The sequence below is a fragment of the Puniceibacterium confluentis genome, from assembly GCF_007923445.1.
In the GTDB taxonomy this organism is placed as follows: Bacteria; Pseudomonadota; Alphaproteobacteria; order Rhodobacterales; family Rhodobacteraceae; genus Puniceibacterium; species Puniceibacterium confluentis.
In genome coordinates this window covers 17,590-34,666 of sequence record NZ_VOJI01000017.1, presented here as the reverse complement: position 1 = coordinate 34,666, position 17,077 = coordinate 17,590, and the positions used below count along the sequence as shown (strand labels likewise).

The following is a 17,077-nucleotide window of genomic DNA, read 5'->3' as shown; positions in this document are numbered from 1 at the left end:
AGTGCGAAATTGATTGCTCCGCAGGGCTGCAAGGCACTGCACATCCGCGTGTGGGAGTTGCGCAAACGGGGCCTTTCTTGGTAGCATTCCGGCTGGGAGGACTTTGCTATGAAACACGATCCGGTGGCGCAGCCCGCTGGTCGCATACGATCCGTGGTGATCGTTGACGACCATCCGCTGTACGGAGACGCGCTTGCTTCGGCGCTGCGCCATGTTTTTCAGGACTGCCGCATCGAAACCGCCAAGTCACTGGGCGAAGCGATGGACCTGCTCGGGCGCGGTGCCGCGCCCGATCTGGTGATGTTTGATCTCAAGCTTCCGGATGTCACGGGAATCAGCGGCTTTCTTTCGCTGCGTGACCGCATCCCGGATACGCCGATTCTCGTCATCTCGTCGCTGACCTCGGTGGATGTGGTGCATGCGCTGATGGATGCGGGCGCAGCGGGCTTCCTGCCCAAGGACGCCTCGGCGCAGGTGCTGAAATCCGTGTTGTTCGATGTTTCTGCCGGGCGCAAGTACCTGCCCAAAGAGTACCAGAAGACCGGCAAGGCCGAGCAGGGCAGCCCGGATTGTCGGCAGGTGAACCAGAAGCTCGCGGATCTGACCCCGCAGCAGACACGGATCATGAAGCTGATCTGTGCCGGCAAGCCGAACAAGCAGATCGCTTACGAGTTGAATCTCGCCGAGGCCACGGTCAAGGCCCATATCACTGCGCTGCTGCGGCGGCTTGGTGTGCAGAACCGGACCCAGGCCGCGGTGCTTGTCGAAAGCGGCAACCTTGATGGGACGGTGGGCAGCGGAGATGCGGATGCCCGCGCGTTCCTGAGCCAGTAGGCGGGGGCGGTCCATGCTGCAACAGCCCCTGAATACGCCAACCTCGGTCGGGGTTGGCGTTTCACATCTGCGCGACGCCCGTGATGCCGTGGCGGAACTGGTCAGCCAGATAGATCTGCGCGAAGTCTGTTTTGCCCTGGTGCTTTTGCCCGAAGGTCTGGACCTCGCGGAGCTTGCGCATGAACTTGACCGGCAGATGCCTGGCCTGCCGGTCTTTGGCTGCACCACCGCCGGTCAGATCACGCCGCGCGGCTATGAAACCGGGGCGTTGCAGGTTCTGGCGTTTCCGAAACGGCATTTCCGCTGCGCCTCCATGCTGATCGACCCGCTGAAGCCGTTGTCGATCAAGAAGATCGCCGCTGATTCCCGTCGTCACGCCGCACAGTTTCAGCGCACCGCCGACTGGAACCGGCTGGCGCTGATCTTTGCCGATGGCTTGTCCAAGCAGGAAGACATGCTGGTAACGGCACTGGAACAGGGCCTGGGCGACATGCCGGTGTTCGGCGGCTCGGCCGGCAATGGACTGGATTTCCGCAAGACCTTTGTGCTGCACGGAGGGGCCTTTCACACCAATGCCGCGCTTCTGCTGCTGCTGGAAACCGACCTGTCGTTTACCGGTCTTGGTTTTGACCATTTCCTGCCCACGGAAAAGCAGATGGTGGTGACCCACGCGATACCCGAGGAACGGCTGGTTCTGGAAATCAACGGAGCGCCGGCCGCGGTGGAATACGCTCGGCTGGTGGGTGTGCCGGTGGATCAGTTGTCGCCGCAGGTCTTTGCCGAAAATCCGGTGCTGGTGCGCAATCATCACAACTATCACGTCCGCGCCATTCAGGAGGCGCCGGGCGCCCACGCGCTTTCGTTTCTGTCGGCGATCGACGACGGACTGCTGCTGACGCTGGGGCGGGGCAAGGAAATCCTGCGCACGCTCGAAGCGGGTCTGGACGTGCGTGGCCCGGCGGGCAATCCGCCGGATTTCATTCTCGGGTTCGACTGCGTGCTGCGCAAACTCGAGATTGAACAAAAGCAGCTGGGCGGCGCGGTATCACAGATCTTCCGTGACCGCCGGGTGCTGGGGTTCAACACCTACGGCGAACAGCATTGTGGTGTGCACGTGAACCAGACCTTTGTGGGCGTCGCATTCTTTGAACCAAGAACGAGGGATCTGCATTGATTGATCCGGATGATCCCCTTGACGTGCAGGTCGCCAAACAGGCCAAGATCATCGACGCGCTGATCCGCCGCACCGGACGGCAGCATGATGTCGGTCATTCGGCCTATGCGGCGTTTCAGTCGGCCATCGCACTTCAGGGTCAGGTCTGGGCCAAGACGCTGGATCTCGAGCGCACCAGCAACGAGTTGGAGCTTGTGCGCTATGACCGCGAGCGGACGCAGAAGAACCTGACCGACGCGCTGTCCGCGATGGAAGGCGGGTTCGCGCTGTTCAACGACGGCACGCTGCAGGTGTGCAATGACCTGTTCAAGTCGCTGTTGCCCGACATCACCGACCAGATCCATCCGGGCCTCGGGATGGACGAGTATTTCAGTGCCATGGGCCGCAGCGCCCATCTGGTGGACGCCGATGCCAAGCTGCTTGCCAACCTGGCCGAGGCGCGCACCGGTCCGGCAGGCGCGACGCTGTTGTCCTTTGTTGTCGCGCTTTCGGGGGACCGGTGGTTCCAGATCAGCCAGCAACGCACCAGCCTGGACAATGTGATCATCCTGCAGACCGAAATCACCGATGTCGTCCGGCAGAACCGGTCAGAAAAGGCGCATCTGATCGACATGCAGGCGCATTACCTGCAAGCGGCCTTTGACAACATGTCCTCGGGCATCTGCACCTTTTCGCGGGTCGGCATGGTGATGATCCACAACGACCGCTTTCGCGAGTTGCTGGGCCTGCCCTTCACCCTGATGCAGCAGGGAACGCGGTTCACCCAGATTCTCGGCTTCATTCAGAACAACGGACTGCTGATCGAGGCCGACATCACCGACATCGACCACTGGCCATACCGCCTGCGCACCGAGGGACAGTTGCGCAAGCGCCTGCGTCATGGCGGTGGCCGCGTGCTGGACCTGCAGGCCCATTTGCTGCCTGATCGCGGCTTTCTGGTGGACATCAAGGACGTGACACTGGAATCCCGCGCGACCGAGATGCTGGAAAAGCGTGTCGAAGAGCGCACATCCGAGCTCACCGCGGCGAACGTCCAGCTGACGGCGCAATACGAGACCCAGGCCCGGGTCGAGGAAGAGTTGCGGCTTGCAAAAGAGGCGGCCGAGGCGGCGGTGTCTTCCAAGACGCGATTTCTGGCGGCGGCCAGCCACGATCTGCTGCAACCGATCAACGCGGCCAAACTGCTGATTTCGACACTGACCGACATGTCGCGCGGCACCGCAACCGCACCGACGGTGGAGCGGCTGGACGGATCGTTCGCATCGATCGAATCGCTGTTGCATGCGCTGCTCGACATCTCGCGGCTGGAAAGCACCGACAGCGCGCTGTCGGTGACCGAGGTCTGTCTGGGGTCTCTGATGCAGGGCATCATCGAGGATCACGCGCCGGTGGCAGCCCGCAAGGGTGTGCGGCTGAGCGTTGTGCCCTGTTCGCTTTGGGTGCGCAGCGACCAGCGCTACCTCATGCGGTCGGTGCAAAATCTGGTGGTGAACGCCATTCAGTATACGGAAAATGGCCGGGTGCTGGTCGGTTGCCGACGCAGCGGTCCCAACGTGGTGCTGCAGGTCTGGGACACCGGCATGGGCATCTCGCACAAGGATCAGAAGCGGATCTTTGACGAATTCACCCGTGCCGACAATGTGCCTCCGGGGTCGGGCATGGGGCTGGGTCTGTCGATTGTCGACCGCACCTGCCGACATCTGGGCCACAAGGTCGCCGTGCGCAGCAAACCCGGCGTCGGTTCGGTTTTTTCGATCGAGATGGAGATGGTCGCCGGGCGTGCGCCGATGCCGGTCAACCTCGGGGCTGCTCAGGCCAGTTTCGACAATGACATGAACCTGATCGTGCTGGTTGTGGAAAACGACCCTTATGTTCTGTTCGCCACGACGCAGAAGCTGGAAACCTGGGGCGCGAGCGTTCTGGCGGCAAAGTCGACCGCCGAGGCGCTGACACTGGTGCGCGACATCGGCATGGCCCCGGATATCATACTCGCGGATTATCAGCTGGACGGAGACGATACCGGGGTGCAGGCGATCCGGCTGGTGCGCGAGGAAACCGCCACCCATGTGCCCGCGATCGTGATCACGGCGGACCGCGGCCCGGCGCTGGTGCAGATCGGTGCGCGCAACGATTTCACGGTACTGACCAAACCGGTGCAACTGTCGCGGCTGCGTCCGTTGATCGACTGGAAGACCCGCGAAAAGGCGTTGGCGTAACGACGGCGGACCCCGACAAAAGTAGCACATGACAGGGGGGACGCGCCCGGTAGGCTGCGCCCCGGGAGGAGACAAAAATGCTGAAATATCTAGCCTGCGCTGCGGTGGCTCTCGCCTTGACAGGGCTGCCCGCATCCGCGGCCAATGACGGGTCGGCCGACGGCACGGCCACCTATGATCTGCTGTTCAAGGAAGGCACGCTCAACACCGTCGGTATGGACCAGAAGCTGCTCTATGAACGCACGGTGACAAACACACTGGTGACGGATGCCGCGGCGCGCGACACCGGCGAAATCGAATTGTCGTTTGAGGACAGCACACCGCCACAGGCATCATTGCGGTTTCTGCGCGGCGAAAAACATCGCAACCTGGGGGTCTTTCCCAGAAGCGTGGGCAACCCGATCATCATGTACTTTGTGGAAACCACGGTGCGTGACATGGCGGAATCGGCGGGCGGCAGCCCGTTCTACATCCGCAACCGGGTGAAGGAAGCCTTGGTGACGCCGACCGAGGTGCAGGCCGGCGAAGCAACCTTTCAGGGCAGGTCCGTGAAGACACAGGTCGTGACGCTGCATCCCTTTGCGGACGACCCCAACCAGGACCGCATGAAAGGCTTTGGCGATCTGGCCCTGACCATCACCATGTCGGACGAGGTGCCCGGCTGGTACCAGTCTCTGGAAGCCACGGCGTCCGGTGCGGACGGACCGGTTTACAGTTCGCTGATGCGGTTCGAGGCGATGGAGGAGTCAGGGCAATGACGCGGCTTTTGCTGCCACTGGTTTTGCTGGCGGCGCCGGCCGTGGCCCAGACGGTCGAAGAGCGGCTGAACGATTACCCGACGGCCGCGCGGGCGGATTATGTCTTTGCCTGCATGGCGACCAACGGGCAGGGACGTGACGTGCTGGAAAAATGTGCCTGTTCGATCGACACCATCGCGTCGATCCTGCCCTATGACCAATATGTCGAGGCCGAGACGGTGCTGTCCATGCGCCTGACCGGGGGCGAGCGCATGTCGATCTTCCGTTCGGCCGCCTTTGCCAACACCATTGTCGCGGATCTGCGCCGCGCACAGGCCGAGGCCGAGATCATCTGTTTCTGATTTGGCGCCGCCGTGTCTTGGCACAACTGGCCCGTCTGCCGCATCAAGGGGCAGGCGGGCCGGTCTGTTCCAGGCTCAGCCCTGGGCGTCCTTGGGCAAGGTATGCTCGAACACATTGCCTTCGGTGTCGGTGGCCCGGACCCGCAGATCGGTCGCGCCGTTGTCATTGTACTGGAATCGGAACACCGGATTTTCGCTGATCGAAATACCGCCTTCCATTGTCCACAGCATGTCGTCGCCCTGAAACACCTCTATGGTGTCGATGAAATGCGCCGAGATGAACAACTGCGTGATCTGGTCACGCTGCAGACCGGAATAATTCGGATGGCGGATCATGATCTGCGCTTCGCGGCGCGGCATCGACATCTGGCCCGGTTTTTCAAACTGGCGCAGACGCATCTGCCCCATCGACGCCAAGGCCAGCTCCGGATTCTTCGACGCCGGGGCCGAGCAGCCGCCAGAGGCCTTGACGAAGCGGCCGTTCATCAGCAGACCCTCAGCGGTTTCGGCAATGACCCGCACGTTCGAGTACTGGTTGACCCGAACACGGACCTCCATGTCGAGCGGGGCCATTGCATCGCCGTAGACAAACTCGGCGGCCAGCGGGGCCGGGTTTTCGTCGATGACGATCTTGAGCCGCTTGATGTCCGCGCTCAGATCGTTCTGCACGATATGGATCGGCACTGTGGCCGCATCATCGGCGCGGTAGGGGGCATTGACAGCAAAGACGCCGCTGCCATCGGCCAGGGCAGCATCGCCCAGGATGTCGCCCCGCAGGTCCGTCCAGCTTTCGCTGTCGGTCAGGGGGTTCTGGGCGGCGTCGTTCGCGGCATGGGCCGGGCTGACGATCAGCGTGGCCAAGACGATGGCGTGCAGGATTTTCACGGTTGAGGTCCTCCTCCTGGGACGTACGACGGGTATATGCCACAAAATGCGGCAAATTGACATTAGATCCTTGGTCTGACTGGTTCACGCTTGTGTGCCCCTGCAGACTGCTGAAACGCCGGGGAGGGCGGGCCCGATGTTCGAAGTTGTCGTAACTCTGTGTCTGGTGGGGGCCGATACCTGCCGCGATGTCCTGTTGCCCGGATACGAGGCGGCAGAGATACAGGCCTGCGAGACCCGGCTGGCGGCGGTTCCGGCCGAACTGGGTCCGTTTGCCGATTATGATCTGCGTGCGGCGCCGCGCTGCGTGGCCCAGGGTGCGGCGCTGGAGTTTGCCGAGGCGGCGCCGGGCGTGTTTGTGCATCGCGGCATGATCGCCGAGCCGACAGCCGGGAACGGTGGCGATGTCGCCAATATCGCGTTTGTGATCGGTGCCGAGTCGGTCGCCGTGATCGATTCCGGATCGGCGCGCTGGATCGGGGAATCGGTGTGGCGGGCGATCCGGGCGCGCACGGATCTGCCGGTCAGCCATCTGGTGCTGACCCATATGCATCCGGATCACGTGTTGGGCGCCAGCCTGTTCGCCCAGGCGGACACCATCATCGTCGGACATGCCGGGCTTGAGCGTGCCTTGGCAGACCGGCGCGACAATTACCTTGAGAGCCTGCAAGGCCTGATCGGGGATGCGGCCTTTATCGGCACCGATACCGTGCGGGTGCATCAGCCGGTGTCCGATCCGGTCGAGATCGATCTGGGCGGGCGGCGCATCGCGCTGCACGCGTGGGCACCGGCGCACACCGGCACCGATCTGACGGCGCAGGATCTGGACTCCGGGCTGCTGTTCACCGGCGATCTGGTGTTTGACGTCCACACGCCCGCGCTCGACGGATCCGTCGTCGGCTGGCAGTCGGTGCTGGCCGAGATGGCGGCGCTTCCTGTGTCACAAGTGATGCCCGGGCATGGCGGCCCGCTTCTGGAGTGGCCGCAAGGGTCAGAGCCGATGCAGCGGTATCTCGAGGTGCTGGCCGCCGACACGCGCGCGGCAATCGCGGCGGGGCAACGGCTGGGCAATGCGGTTCAGGAAATTGCGCGCTCCGAGGCAACCCGCTGGCAACTGTTCGACGCCTACAACGCCCGCAACGCGACAGTGGCCTTTACCGAGCTGGAATGGGAGTAGCAGGGTTCGCCTGAGGTAGCTTTCCGAGCCGCACGCGCAGGCGGGCAGCTCGGGCCACTCAGTCCTTGCTTGCGTCAATCAGCATTTGCGCGATGGCATACAGCCTTTTTTCCAGCAGCACGGGAGTCTCGCAGATATAGGTGAGCGACTGTTGCCGGTCGGTATAGATCCGCTCGTCCCAGTCGATCTGTTCTTCCAGAGCGTCGACCTTGTCATAATCCGGCGCTTCTGCGGCCATCAGACTGTCCATGTCCTTGCGGGCATTGTCGATTCGCTCTGTCATGGCGATCTGCTTGAGCGAGAACTCTTCGATTCCCTTGATGATCATGCTGCGCCGGCTGGCCAGACGATCGAATGTCTTTTGAAAGACATGGCCCATCAAAACCGGATCACGGCCCTGCGCGGCGGCAAATTCGCTGACAAAATCCTGAGCCTGGTCCAGATCTATGCGCCGAAGGGCCAGACGCGCGGCCAGATCGTCGACCACCCTGGACAGCTCCGGGGTCATCTTGATGCTGGCGATCTCGCCCGGCCACATCAGGCCCAGCGACAGACCCTCGACCTTGCGCTGCACGCAGGGCCAGGTCGGATCGGCATAATCGGCAGCCGGTACAGGGGCTGCAAGGCTCAGGGAAACAAGGGCCATCGCCCAGGATTTGCGGTGTTTCATCAGCTCTCTCCCAATGGGCGGACTATGCGCGAGGGGTCCCTGCCTGTCCATCGCTCCCAATACCAACCATTGTCGCAGTTGTTCGGTGGATGCCCCGTTTTATAGTGCTTACAAACGCCATCAGAGCGAACCTAATAATTGGAGGAAAAGGCATGCGCACCCGTGCAGCCGTGGCCCTAGAGGCCGGCAAACCGTTGGAAGTCATGGAAGTAAATCTCGAAGGCCCGAAGGCCGGCGAGGTTCTGGTCGAGATCAAGGCGACCGGTCTGTGCCACACCGACGAATTCACCCGTTCCGGTGACGACCCCGAGGGCATCTTTCCCGCGATCCTCGGGCACGAAGGTGCAGGCGTCGTTCTGGAAGTGGGCGAAGGTGTCACCAGCCTGAAACCGGGCGACCACGTCATTCCGCTGTACACACCCGAGTGCCGCGAATGCGAATACTGCCTGAGCGGCAAGACCAACCTGTGCCAGGCGATCCGCGTCACCCAGGGCAAGGGCCTGATGCCGGACGGCACCACGCGTTTTTCGATGCTGGATGGCACGCCGATCTTTCATTACATGGGCTGCTCGACCTTCGCGAACCACACGGTCCTGCCGGAAATCGCTCTGGCCAAGGTGCGTCAGGACGCGCCGTTCGACAAGATTTGCTATATCGGCTGCGGTGTGACCACCGGCATCGGCGCTGTGATCAACACGGCCAAGGTCGAACTGGGCAGCCGCGCGGTTGTCTTTGGTCTGGGCGGGATTGGTCTGAACGTCATTCAGGGTCTGCGCCTTGCCGGTGCCGATCAGATCGTCGGCGTCGATCTCAATGACGACAAAGAGGAAATGGCGCGCCACTTCGGCCTCACCGATTTCGTGAACCCCAAGAAGGTTGACGGCGACATTGTTGCGCATCTGGTCGAGCTGACCAAGGGCGGCGCCGACTATACCTTTGACGCGACGGGCAACACGACCGTGATGCGACAGGCACTGGAATGCGCGCACAAGGGTTGGGGCACCTCGATCATCATCGGTGTGGCAAAGGCCGGTGCCGAGATTTCGACGCGTCCCTTCCAGCTGGTCACCGGGCGCAACTGGCGCGGCACGGCCTTTGGCGGCGCCAAGGGGCGGACCGATGTGCCGAAGATCGTCGACTGGTACATGGACGGCAAGATCGAGATTGACCCGATGATCACCCATACGCTGACGCTGGACGAGATCAATCACGGCTTTGATCTCATGCACGAAGGCAAATCGATCCGCGCTGTTGTGGTGTACTGACATGAGCCTGGAGGTCATCTCGGAAAACAGGTGCTTTGGCGGTGTGCAGGCGGTGTACTCGCACCCCTCCAACACCTGCGGAGTCGAGATGACCTTTGCGGCCTTCATTCCGCCGCAGGCCAAGGACGGCCCGGTGCCGGTGCTGTGGTACCTGTCCGGGCTGACCTGCACGCATGAGAACGCGATGACCAAGGGCGGGTTTCAGGAACACGCCGCCCGGCAGGGCATCGCGGTGATCTTTCCCGACACCTCGCCCCGGGGCGTCGGTGTTGCCGACGATCAGGCCTACGATCTGGGTCAGGGCGCCGGTTTTTACGTGAACGCGACTCGCGATCCCTGGCGGCCGCACTTCCGGATGTACGACTATATCGTGTCCGAGCTGCGGTCGGTTGTGGTGGACAATCTGCCGGTGCAGGATCGCCACGGAATTACCGGCCATTCGATGGGTGGTCACGGAGCTTTGACCATTGCCTTGCGCAATTCCGAGCTATTTGATTCTGTGTCGGCCTTTGCCCCGATCGCACATCCGACGCGGTCGGATTGGGGCCGCAAACAGCTGAGCGCCTATCTGGGCGACGACGAGACCGCATGGTCATGCCATGACTCGACCATTCTGCTCGAAGAGCATGGGTGGAAGGGCGATATCCTGATTGATCAGGGCGCAGCGGACCAGTTTCTGGACCTGCTGAAACCCGAGGCCCTGGCGGATGTCATGGCCAAACGGCGTCAGCCGGGACTGGTCAGGATGCAGAAGGGCTATGACCATTCGTACTACTTCATAAACACCTTCGCGTGTGATCATGTTGAATGGCACGCCGAACGGCTGCACCACACACGGCACTAGGAAAGGAACGACATGTTTGTCAAAATCTTCAGCACGGCCTGCCTTCTGGCGATGACGGCGGGATACGCCGCCGCAGAAAGCCACGCGCCGGCGATGGAAATCACCGGCGATGCGGCCAAGGGTGAAAAGGTCTTCCGCAAATGCATGGCCTGCCACGCCGTCGGCGCGGATGCCAAGAACAAGGTTGGCCCCGAGCTGAATGGTATCGTCGGCCGCGCCGCCGCCTCGGTAGAAGAGTTCGGTTACTCGGATGCGTTCAAGACCAAAGGCGAAGAGGGTCTGATCTGGGATCCTGAAACGCTGGCGGCTTTTCTCGAGAAACCGCGCGATTACGTGAACGGGACCAAGATGTCCTTCGCAGGTCTCCGCAAGGAAGACGAGCGTGCCGACGTGATCGCCTATCTGGCAACGTTCAACGCTGAAGGGGAGGGGTCCTAACATTTACAGGAGATTGCACTGACCGGTCGGAGGAAACAGGAGCCGGTCATCTGCACAAAGGCCCCTGGACAATTGCGCCCCCTTTTCGGGGCGCATCAGGGGGCCGCCACAATGGCACTACGTCAACAAGGGAGTTGGAAAATGAAAAAGCTATTCGCTTTGACTTCGGGTATCGCACTCTGCGCCGGCATGGCCGCCGCGAACGAAAGCCTGAAGGGGTTGATTGATGACCCGAACCAGTGGGCCATCCAGACTGGTGACTACAAGAACCAGCGCTATTCCAAACTGGACCAGATCACCAACGAGAACGTCGGCGACCTGCAGGTTGCCTGGACCATGTCCACCGGTGTTCTGCGCGGCCACGAGGGCTCGCCCCTTGTGATCGGCAACATGATGTACCTGCATACGCCGTTCCCGAACATCGTTTACGCGCTGGATCTGGACCAGGACGGCAAGATCGCCTGGAAGTACGAGCCCAAGCAGGATCCGGACGTCATTCCGGTGATGTGCTGTGACACCGTGAACCGCGGTGTGGCATACGCCGACGGCAAGATCTTCCTGCATCAGGCCGACACAACCGTTGTTGCGCTGGACGCCAAGACAGGCGAAGTCGCCTGGTCCGTCGCCAACGGCGATCCGTCCAAGGGCGAAACCAACACCGCAACCGTGATGCCCGTGAACGACAAGATCATCGTCGGTATTTCGGGTGGTGAATTCGGTGTGCGCGGTTCGGTGACCGCCTACAACATCGCCGACGGTTCGATGGCCTGGCGTGCTTACTCCATGGGTCCGGATTCCGACATTCTGATGGACCCCGAGGCGACAACGCATCTGGGCAAGCCGGTTGGCGCCGACTCGGGTACGAATACCTGGGAAGGTGATCAGTGGATGATCGGTGGCGGCACCACATGGGGCTGGTATTCCTTCGATCCCGAACTGAACCTCATCTATTACGGCACCGGCAACCCATCGACCTGGAACCCGGCACAGCGCCCTGGCGACAACCGCTGGTCGATGACCATCATGGCGCGTGACGCAGACACCGGCATGGCCAAGTGGGTTTACCAGATGACCCCGCATGACGAGTGGGACTATGACGGCATCAACGAGATGATCCTCTCGGAGCAGACCATTGATGGCACAGAGCGCAAGCTTCTGACCCACTTTGACCGGAACGGCCTTGGCTACACCCTGGACCGCGAATCCGGCGAACTTCTGGTTGCCGAAAAGTTCGACCCGGCCGTGAACTGGACCACTGGTGTGGTCATGGACAAGGAGTCCCCCGAGTATGGTCGTCCCCAGGTCGTCGCACAGTACTCGACCGAACAGAACGGCGAAGACGTGAACTCGACCGGTATCTGCCCGGCGGCTCTCGGCTCCAAGGACCAGCAGCCGGCGGCCTACTCGCCGGAAACCGAGCTGTTCTACGTGCCCACCAACCACGTCTGCATGGACTACGAGCCTTTCCGCGTGTCCTACACCGCCGGTCAGCCCTACGTTGGCGCGACGCTGGCGATGTACCCGGCACCGGACAGCCATGGCGGCATGGGTAACTTCATCGCATGGGACGGCAAGACCGGCGAGATCAAGTGGTCTCTGCCCGAGCAGTTCTCGGTGTGGTCGGGTGCTCTGGCAACCGCGGGCAACGTCGTGTTCTACGGCACGCTCGAGGGCTACCTCAAGGCTGTTGACGCAACGACCGGCGAGGAACTGTACAAGTTCAAGACGCCATCGGGCATCATCGGCAACGTCATGACCTATACCCATGCTGACAAGCAGTATGTCGGCATCCTGTCGGGTGTTGGCGGCTGGGCCGGTATCGGCCTCGCGGCTGGTCTGACCAACCCGAACGACGGTCTTGGCGCTGTGGGTGGTTATGCCGCTCTGAGCGACTACACCGCACTGGGTGGTCAGCTGACCGTCTTCGCTCTGCCGAACTAAGGTTCGACTGACCAAATGGGGGCCGGCACGCCAGACCGGGGTGCCGGCCCCTTTTACCTAATGTCCCCCAACCGAAAGGTCCGCCCGATGAAGCGTGCCGCTTCCACTTTTTTTGCCGCCGCAATTGTGGCACTTGGCCTTCCCGCCACCGTCAGCGCCCAGTCCTGGAGCGATCAGCCGGTCGACGTCGCCGCTGACCATCCGCAAGTTGCAGTCGCCTACGACGACGGCGGACGGTACTACACCGAAGACGACGTCCCGACCTTCAACGTTGGCGAGGACGGCTCGGTCGACTGGCTGACCTTCTCGGGTTTCCGTCGTTACCATTCCGAATGCCATGTTTGCCACGGTCCCGACGGCGAAGGTTCGACCTATGCGCCGAAGATCAAGAACTCGGCCGTCAACATGGATTATTACGACTTCGTCGATACCGTCGTGAACGGTCGCGCCAACGGAAACTCGGTGATGCCGCACTTTGGCGACAACCAGAACGTTATGTGCTACCTCGACGACATCTACGTCTATCTCAAGGCGCGCGGCATGGAAGCCATCTCTCGTGGCCGCCCGGCCAAGAAAGAGGCGAAATCCGACCTGATCCAAGAGAATGAAAATGCCTGCATGGGCTCATAGATCTCTGGCCCTCGCCACGACCGCCGCGGCCCTGCTGTTTTCGCATGCAGGGCCGGGTGTGGCGCAGACTTCCGACCTTGTGTCGAAATCCGCCTTCAGGGTGTGCGCCGATCCGGCCAACGCGCCGATGTCGGCCAAAGACGGGTCAGGATTCGAGAACAAGCTGGCCGAACTGTTTGCGGCCAAGCTGGAGCTGCCGCTCCAGTACGAATGGTACCCGATGGCCACCGGGTTCATTCGCAATTCATTGGGGGCCAACAAATGTGACGTCGTCATCGGGTATGCGCAGGGCCATGAACTGGTGCTGAACACCAACCACTACATGACGTCGGCGTTTACGCTGGTGGTCCCGGCGCATTCCGATCTGGCCAGCGTGACGGACCTGTCAGACCCGCGTCTGAAAGAGGTGGACATCGGCATCATAGCGGGCAGTCCGCCAGCCACGCACATGGCGCGCAATGGTCTGCTGAAAAATGCCAAGGCCTACAATCTGGTGGTTGACCGGCGCTTTGAATCGCCAACTATCGACTTGCTGAACGATGTGCACAACGGCACGACTGGTGCAGCAATTCTGTGGGGGCCGATTGCCGGCCCGCTGGTCAAGAGCAACTACCCGGACATGGTTGTCATCCCGCTGCTGAAAGAGACCCTGCCACCCCGGCTGTTCTTTCGGATCACGATGGGTGTGCGGATGGGCGAAAAGGTCTGGGAGCGTAAGCTGAATTCCCTGATCCGCCGCCATCAGGATGAAATCAACGCCATCCTGGTCGAGGCGGGGGTGCCTCTTGTCAATGACATGGGGACCGAAGTGATGGTGGTGGCGCAGTGATATCGCGTCTGGTTGCGGCGGTCCTGTGCGTCGCAATGCCCTTTGCCGCGCTGGCGGTCGAAGAACCCGACGATTACCGGATGGATGATTTCCGCGCCCCGGTGCCCACCACGCTGAACGGCGGCACGGTTGTCGGTCCCGAGGCGGCGCATGATCTGTGGACTTCCGGCACGGTCGCCTTTGTCGATGTGCTGCCGCAGGCGCCAAAACCGGCTGGCCTTCCGGACGGTACGATCTGGCGCACCAAGAAGCGCCAGTCGATTCCGGGGGCGGTCTGGCTGCCGAATGTCGGGTATGGCGCGCTTGCCGACAGTTACCACCAGTACTTTCGCAACGGGCTGGCGACGGTCACCGGCGGAGACCTGACCCACCCTCTGCTGTTCTTCTGTCTCGAAGACTGCTGGATGTCGTGGAATGCGGCCAAACGCGCATTGGAATACGGATATGTCACCGTCTACTGGTTGCCGGAAGGCACCGACGGCTGGGCGTTGTGGGATTACCCGCTGGAAGAAGTCCTCCCCCAACCTGAACCGCAAGCGCAGTAGTGCAATCTGTTCCGGCGATCCGCCACCTCGAGAACTGTGTGATCAATACCCGGTGAGACGCTTGGTTGCATGGGTCACTGTACCGTCGGTATCAGTCATCGTGACGTCCACCGATTGGGTCTGTCCGGGGATTCCCAGACTGACGCGGGGATTTTCGGACAGCGAAATGCTCCCGGTGATGTCGACATAGCCGGTGCCGTCCAGATCGACTTCGACATTTTCGACGTAGCGCATCGGCACAAACAGCAGGGTAATCTGGTCCATCTGCATACCCGAGTTGCTGGGGTGAGAGATATCCAGGTCCAGACGCCGCTGCCGCAGGGACAGGGCACTCAGCTTTTCGCCTGCGGTGCCGGAACCCAGCAACTGGTCGATGCCGATGGTCATGTCCCCCAGAGTGGCCAGGGCTTCCTCCAGGTCACTGCCCGGGGGGGCAGAGCAGGCGCCCTGACCCGAGGTTTTCACAAAGGCCTCGGCGACGAAAAGCTGGCCGTCCGTGGTTTCGGCCACCACGTGCATCGGGGTCGGCCCGTTGATCCGCATGGTCACGTCAAAGAAGAAACGCGGTTGCGGCTGATCCAGATTGAACACCGCTGACACCGGCATCGGATTTTCGTCCAGGATCAGGGTGACACTGCCCAGCAACAGGCCATCGGGCGCGGAAATCTGCGCGGCCACCTGGGTGCGGGCATCGTCGCCGGTGCGATAAGGCACATCTATGGAAATGTAACCTGCGCCGTCATTGAGCGTCCGGCCGTCGTAAAGTGCCTGTGACAGGTCCGGCCAGGACGGTTCATAAGCCCGGGCGGGCAGGGGCAGCGCCAGCAGAGCGGTCAGGATCAAAGCTTTGGATGTCATTGTCAGTTCCTCTGCTGGATGAATGTGCCAAAGGCGCGCGGACCATCCGCGGTCTCGATCTCGCCCACCACTGTCATCGTCGCCGCATCAATCAGGCTTACGGTGTTGGAAAACCAGTTCGCCACCACAACCGTCGTGCCGTCGGACGTGGTGTCGATGCCCTCGGGGTATTCACCCACGTCCAGGGTCTCGATCACCGCAAGGCCGGCAAGGTCGATCACGCTGACAGTATCAGCATACTGGTTGGTGACAAAGGCTCTTCCCCGCGCGAAAGCCACGCCGTACGGACGTTCGCCCACGGGGACGGTTGCGAGGGTTTCGCCGGACTGCGGATCAATGACGGTGACATCGTTGGTGCCGACATTGGCGACAAACAGTCGGCCGTCCGGGGCAAAGCGCAAACCGAAGGGCCGGGTGCCGACGGTCGGGCGCCTGTGCAGTGTCAATCCTTCCAGAGCGTAGATCGACACCTGATCGGAATCCCGGTCCGCCGAAGCCAGCCACCGGCCATCCCCGGACACCGACAATCCCGCCGGGGCGCTGCCGGTTTCCAGCATCCGCAACACCCCGAGCGTCCGGGCGTCCAGCACCCATATCCGCGCATTGTACCAGTCCGAGACAAATACTCTGGAATGATCGGCATCATAGGCGACGCCGATCGGCCCGCCATCGAGCTGAACTTCGGCCAGCACCGCACCGTCAGAGTCCAGGCGGCGCACGACCTTGCTATCGGGGGAAACGGTGTAGACATGGCCCGCGCCATCAACGGCCACACCGGCCGGTTTGCCCGGGATCGGCACGACGGACACCGGCTTGCGGGCATCCAGATCCAGGATGCTCAGCTCTTCGCTGTTCTGGTTGGTCACATAGGCAAAGTCCCCTGCCGCGACCGTGGTCGCGCCAAGGGCAAGGGCGGCAACAATCCCGAAGGCGTGGCTACGGTGCGCCAAAACGTTCGACTAGGGCGGCAAAACCGGCCTCATACAAGCTGGTGACGGCGGCGACAGCCGCTTCGTCATTCAGTTCGGCGGGCGGGTCGTTGTTGGGATACCCACGATAGAACGCGCCGCGCCACTCAACCAGCGACCCGCCGCCATCGCGCGGCTTGACCGTCAGGTGCGACGAATAGTTGGTGACCGGCAGAACCTCGACGGCGACATCGTCGATGCGGTAGGAATAGGTCATCTTGTCGGCGTCGTATTTGTAAAGCGACTCGGTGACGGTGGGGCCGCCTGCCTCAGCCAGCACCAGTGTGCGGATTGAATCGATGGCATTGCCGCCGTCGCCCTGAGTCTCGAAGACTGCCGGGTGCCAGTTCATGTCGTGAAAGTTGCCGATAGCCTCCCAGACTGCGGCGGGGTCGGCGGCAACTTCTGTTGTCACGGTGACCTTCTGACGGGACGGCCCATGGGCCAGCGTCATGGTGGGCAGGATAAGTCCCAGCACCACCAGTATGTTTCTGAGTTGTCTCATCGGGTCCTCACGTTTCGAAGATATTGCAGTGCATGTGGCCGCACTGGTCTACGCTGCATTGCTCCCGGTCGTCGATAGCCTTTGGGCATCGGGGAGGGAACACGAAACCGCGGCGCGCTCCACCGGTCTGCACCGCCAAGCGCGCAAGGCGCCGGAAAGGTTCCGGCGCTGAGCAGTGACAAGGCGGTCAGAGTGGTGC

General features: G+C 61.9%; 18 protein-coding genes. 13 read left to right on the top strand and 5 right to left on the bottom strand.

From position 1 onward, the window contains the following. The first annotated feature begins 108 nt into the window (after nt 1-108). From FOY53_RS17110 to FOY53_RS17090, 5 genes are all read left to right on the top strand, one after another. Complete coding sequence (locus tag FOY53_RS17110) at nt 109-834, top strand: response regulator (RefSeq protein WP_146591106.1); 726 nt, start codon at nt 109-111, stop codon at nt 832-834. Nucleotides 835-847: 13 nt separating this feature from the next. Then, nucleotides 848-2,008 (top strand): FIST N-terminal domain-containing protein, encoded by a 1,161-nt coding sequence (locus tag FOY53_RS17105; RefSeq protein ID WP_146591104.1) that lies wholly within the window; start codon nt 848-850, stop codon nt 2,006-2,008. Then, nucleotides 2,005-4,224 (top strand): PAS domain-containing hybrid sensor histidine kinase/response regulator, encoded by a 2,220-nt coding sequence (locus FOY53_RS17100; RefSeq protein ID WP_146591102.1) that lies wholly within the window; start codon nt 2,005-2,007, stop codon nt 4,222-4,224. The genes FOY53_RS17105 and FOY53_RS17100 overlap by 4 nt, the downstream gene beginning before the upstream one ends. A 77-nt stretch (nt 4,225-4,301) precedes the next feature. After that, entirely contained in the window at nt 4,302-4,982 is a 681-nt protein-coding gene (locus tag FOY53_RS17095) for a hypothetical protein (protein WP_146591100.1), read from the top strand. Then, nucleotides 4,979-5,323: a hypothetical protein gene (locus FOY53_RS17090; protein ID WP_146591098.1), complete on the top strand. Its 345-nt coding sequence runs from the start codon at nt 4,979-4,981 to the stop codon at nt 5,321-5,323. Before FOY53_RS17095 ends, FOY53_RS17090 begins: the two co-directional genes overlap by 4 nt. Nucleotides 5,324-5,398: 75 nt before the next feature. Here FOY53_RS17090 and FOY53_RS17085 read toward each other — a convergent pair whose 3' ends face one another. After that, nucleotides 5,399-6,208 (bottom strand): quinoprotein dehydrogenase-associated SoxYZ-like carrier, encoded by an 810-nt coding sequence (locus tag FOY53_RS17085; protein WP_186766648.1) that lies wholly within the window; start codon nt 6,206-6,208, stop codon nt 5,399-5,401. Nucleotides 6,209-6,344: 136 nt separating this feature from the next. Here FOY53_RS17085 and FOY53_RS17080 point away from each other — a divergent pair, with 136 nt between their 5' ends. Next, entirely contained in the window at nt 6,345-7,385 is a 1,041-nt protein-coding gene (locus FOY53_RS17080) for a quinoprotein relay system zinc metallohydrolase 2 (RefSeq protein ID WP_146591095.1), read from the top strand. 58 nt (nt 7,386-7,443) lie between these two features. On the opposite strand, the gene FOY53_RS17075 is transcribed toward FOY53_RS17080, so the two are convergent. Then, nucleotides 7,444-8,055: a hypothetical protein gene (locus tag FOY53_RS17075; protein ID WP_146591094.1), complete on the bottom strand. Its 612-nt coding sequence runs from the start codon at nt 8,053-8,055 to the stop codon at nt 7,444-7,446. Between the two features lie 152 nt (nt 8,056-8,207). Here FOY53_RS17075 and FOY53_RS17070 point away from each other — a divergent pair, with 152 nt between their 5' ends. From FOY53_RS17070 to FOY53_RS17040, 7 genes are all read left to right on the top strand, one after another. Continuing rightward, nucleotides 8,208-9,320 (top strand): S-(hydroxymethyl)glutathione dehydrogenase/class III alcohol dehydrogenase, encoded by a 1,113-nt coding sequence (locus FOY53_RS17070; protein ID WP_146591093.1) that lies wholly within the window; start codon nt 8,208-8,210, stop codon nt 9,318-9,320. A gap of 7 nt (nt 9,321-9,327) precedes the next feature. Then, entirely contained in the window at nt 9,328-10,164 is an 837-nt protein-coding gene (gene fghA, locus FOY53_RS17065; protein ID WP_146591183.1) for an S-formylglutathione hydrolase, read from the top strand. A 12-nt stretch (nt 10,165-10,176) separates the two neighbouring features. After that, entirely contained in the window at nt 10,177-10,602 is a 426-nt protein-coding gene (locus FOY53_RS17060; protein ID WP_146591092.1) for a c-type cytochrome, read from the top strand. A 141-nt stretch (nt 10,603-10,743) separates the two neighbouring features. Continuing rightward, nucleotides 10,744-12,543, top strand: coding sequence for a lanthanide-dependent methanol dehydrogenase XoxF5 (gene xoxF5, locus FOY53_RS17055; RefSeq protein ID WP_146591091.1), 1,800 nt, complete (start codon nt 10,744-10,746; stop codon nt 12,541-12,543). A gap of 87 nt (nt 12,544-12,630) precedes the next feature. Further along, nucleotides 12,631-13,173: a c-type cytochrome, methanol metabolism-related gene (locus FOY53_RS17050; RefSeq protein ID WP_146591090.1), complete on the top strand. Its 543-nt coding sequence runs from the start codon at nt 12,631-12,633 to the stop codon at nt 13,171-13,173. Next, entirely contained in the window at nt 13,154-14,002 is an 849-nt protein-coding gene (locus tag FOY53_RS17045; RefSeq protein ID WP_146591089.1) for a substrate-binding domain-containing protein, read from the top strand. Before FOY53_RS17050 ends, FOY53_RS17045 begins: the two co-directional genes overlap by 20 nt. Next, the gene (locus FOY53_RS17040) at nt 13,999-14,547 is read left to right on the top strand and encodes a PQQ-dependent catabolism-associated CXXCW motif protein (protein ID WP_439332548.1); all 549 of its coding nucleotides are present in this window, start codon (nt 13,999-14,001) and stop codon (nt 14,545-14,547) included. Before FOY53_RS17045 ends, FOY53_RS17040 begins: the two co-directional genes overlap by 4 nt. Before the next feature lie 42 nt (nt 14,548-14,589). On the opposite strand, the gene FOY53_RS17035 is transcribed toward FOY53_RS17040, so the two are convergent. From FOY53_RS17035 to FOY53_RS17025, 3 genes are read right to left on the bottom strand one after another with little or no spacing between them, the layout of a single operon-like run. Next, nucleotides 14,590-15,405, bottom strand: coding sequence for a quinoprotein dehydrogenase-associated SoxYZ-like carrier (locus tag FOY53_RS17035; RefSeq protein WP_146591088.1), 816 nt, complete (start codon nt 15,403-15,405; stop codon nt 14,590-14,592). A gap of 2 nt (nt 15,406-15,407) precedes the next feature. Then, on the bottom strand, nt 15,408-16,355 hold the full coding sequence (locus FOY53_RS17030; RefSeq protein ID WP_222435283.1) for a YncE family protein: 948 nt from the start codon (nt 16,353-16,355) through the stop codon (nt 15,408-15,410). Further along, nucleotides 16,342-16,878, bottom strand: coding sequence for an SRPBCC family protein (locus FOY53_RS17025; RefSeq protein ID WP_146591087.1), 537 nt, complete (start codon nt 16,876-16,878; stop codon nt 16,342-16,344). The genes FOY53_RS17030 and FOY53_RS17025 overlap by 14 nt, the downstream gene beginning before the upstream one ends. Between the last annotated feature and the right edge of the window lie 199 nt (nt 16,879-17,077).

Excerpts from the sequence above, each read along its gene's own strand:
- FOY53_RS17070 (WP_146591093.1), top strand. The coding sequence starts at position 8,208 with ATGCGCACCCGTGCAGCCGTGGCCCTAGAGGCCGGCAAACCGTTGGAA.
- FOY53_RS17080 (WP_146591095.1), top strand. The coding sequence starts at position 6,345 with ATGTTCGAAGTTGTCGTAACTCTGTGTCTGGTGGGGGCCGATACCTGC.
- FOY53_RS17090 (WP_146591098.1), top strand. The coding sequence starts at position 4,979 with ATGACGCGGCTTTTGCTGCCACTGGTTTTGCTGGCGGCGCCGGCCGTG.
- FOY53_RS17110 (WP_146591106.1), top strand. The coding sequence starts at position 109 with ATGAAACACGATCCGGTGGCGCAGCCCGCTGGTCGCATACGATCCGTG.
- FOY53_RS17025 (WP_146591087.1), bottom strand. The coding sequence starts at position 16,878 with ATGAGACAACTCAGAAACATACTGGTGGTGCTGGGACTTATCCTGCCC.
- FOY53_RS17095 (WP_146591100.1), top strand. The coding sequence starts at position 4,302 with ATGCTGAAATATCTAGCCTGCGCTGCGGTGGCTCTCGCCTTGACAGGG.
- FOY53_RS17075 (WP_146591094.1), bottom strand. The coding sequence starts at position 8,055 with ATGAAACACCGCAAATCCTGGGCGATGGCCCTTGTTTCCCTGAGCCTT.
- FOY53_RS17045 (WP_146591089.1), top strand. The coding sequence starts at position 13,154 with ATGCCTGCATGGGCTCATAGATCTCTGGCCCTCGCCACGACCGCCGCG.
- FOY53_RS17050 (WP_146591090.1), top strand. The coding sequence starts at position 12,631 with ATGAAGCGTGCCGCTTCCACTTTTTTTGCCGCCGCAATTGTGGCACTT.
- FOY53_RS17060 (WP_146591092.1), top strand. The coding sequence starts at position 10,177 with ATGTTTGTCAAAATCTTCAGCACGGCCTGCCTTCTGGCGATGACGGCG.
- FOY53_RS17035 (WP_146591088.1), bottom strand. The coding sequence starts at position 15,405 with ATGACATCCAAAGCTTTGATCCTGACCGCTCTGCTGGCGCTGCCCCTG.
- FOY53_RS17105 (WP_146591104.1), top strand. The coding sequence starts at position 848 with ATGCTGCAACAGCCCCTGAATACGCCAACCTCGGTCGGGGTTGGCGTT.
- xoxF5 (WP_146591091.1), top strand. The coding sequence starts at position 10,744 with ATGAAAAAGCTATTCGCTTTGACTTCGGGTATCGCACTCTGCGCCGGC.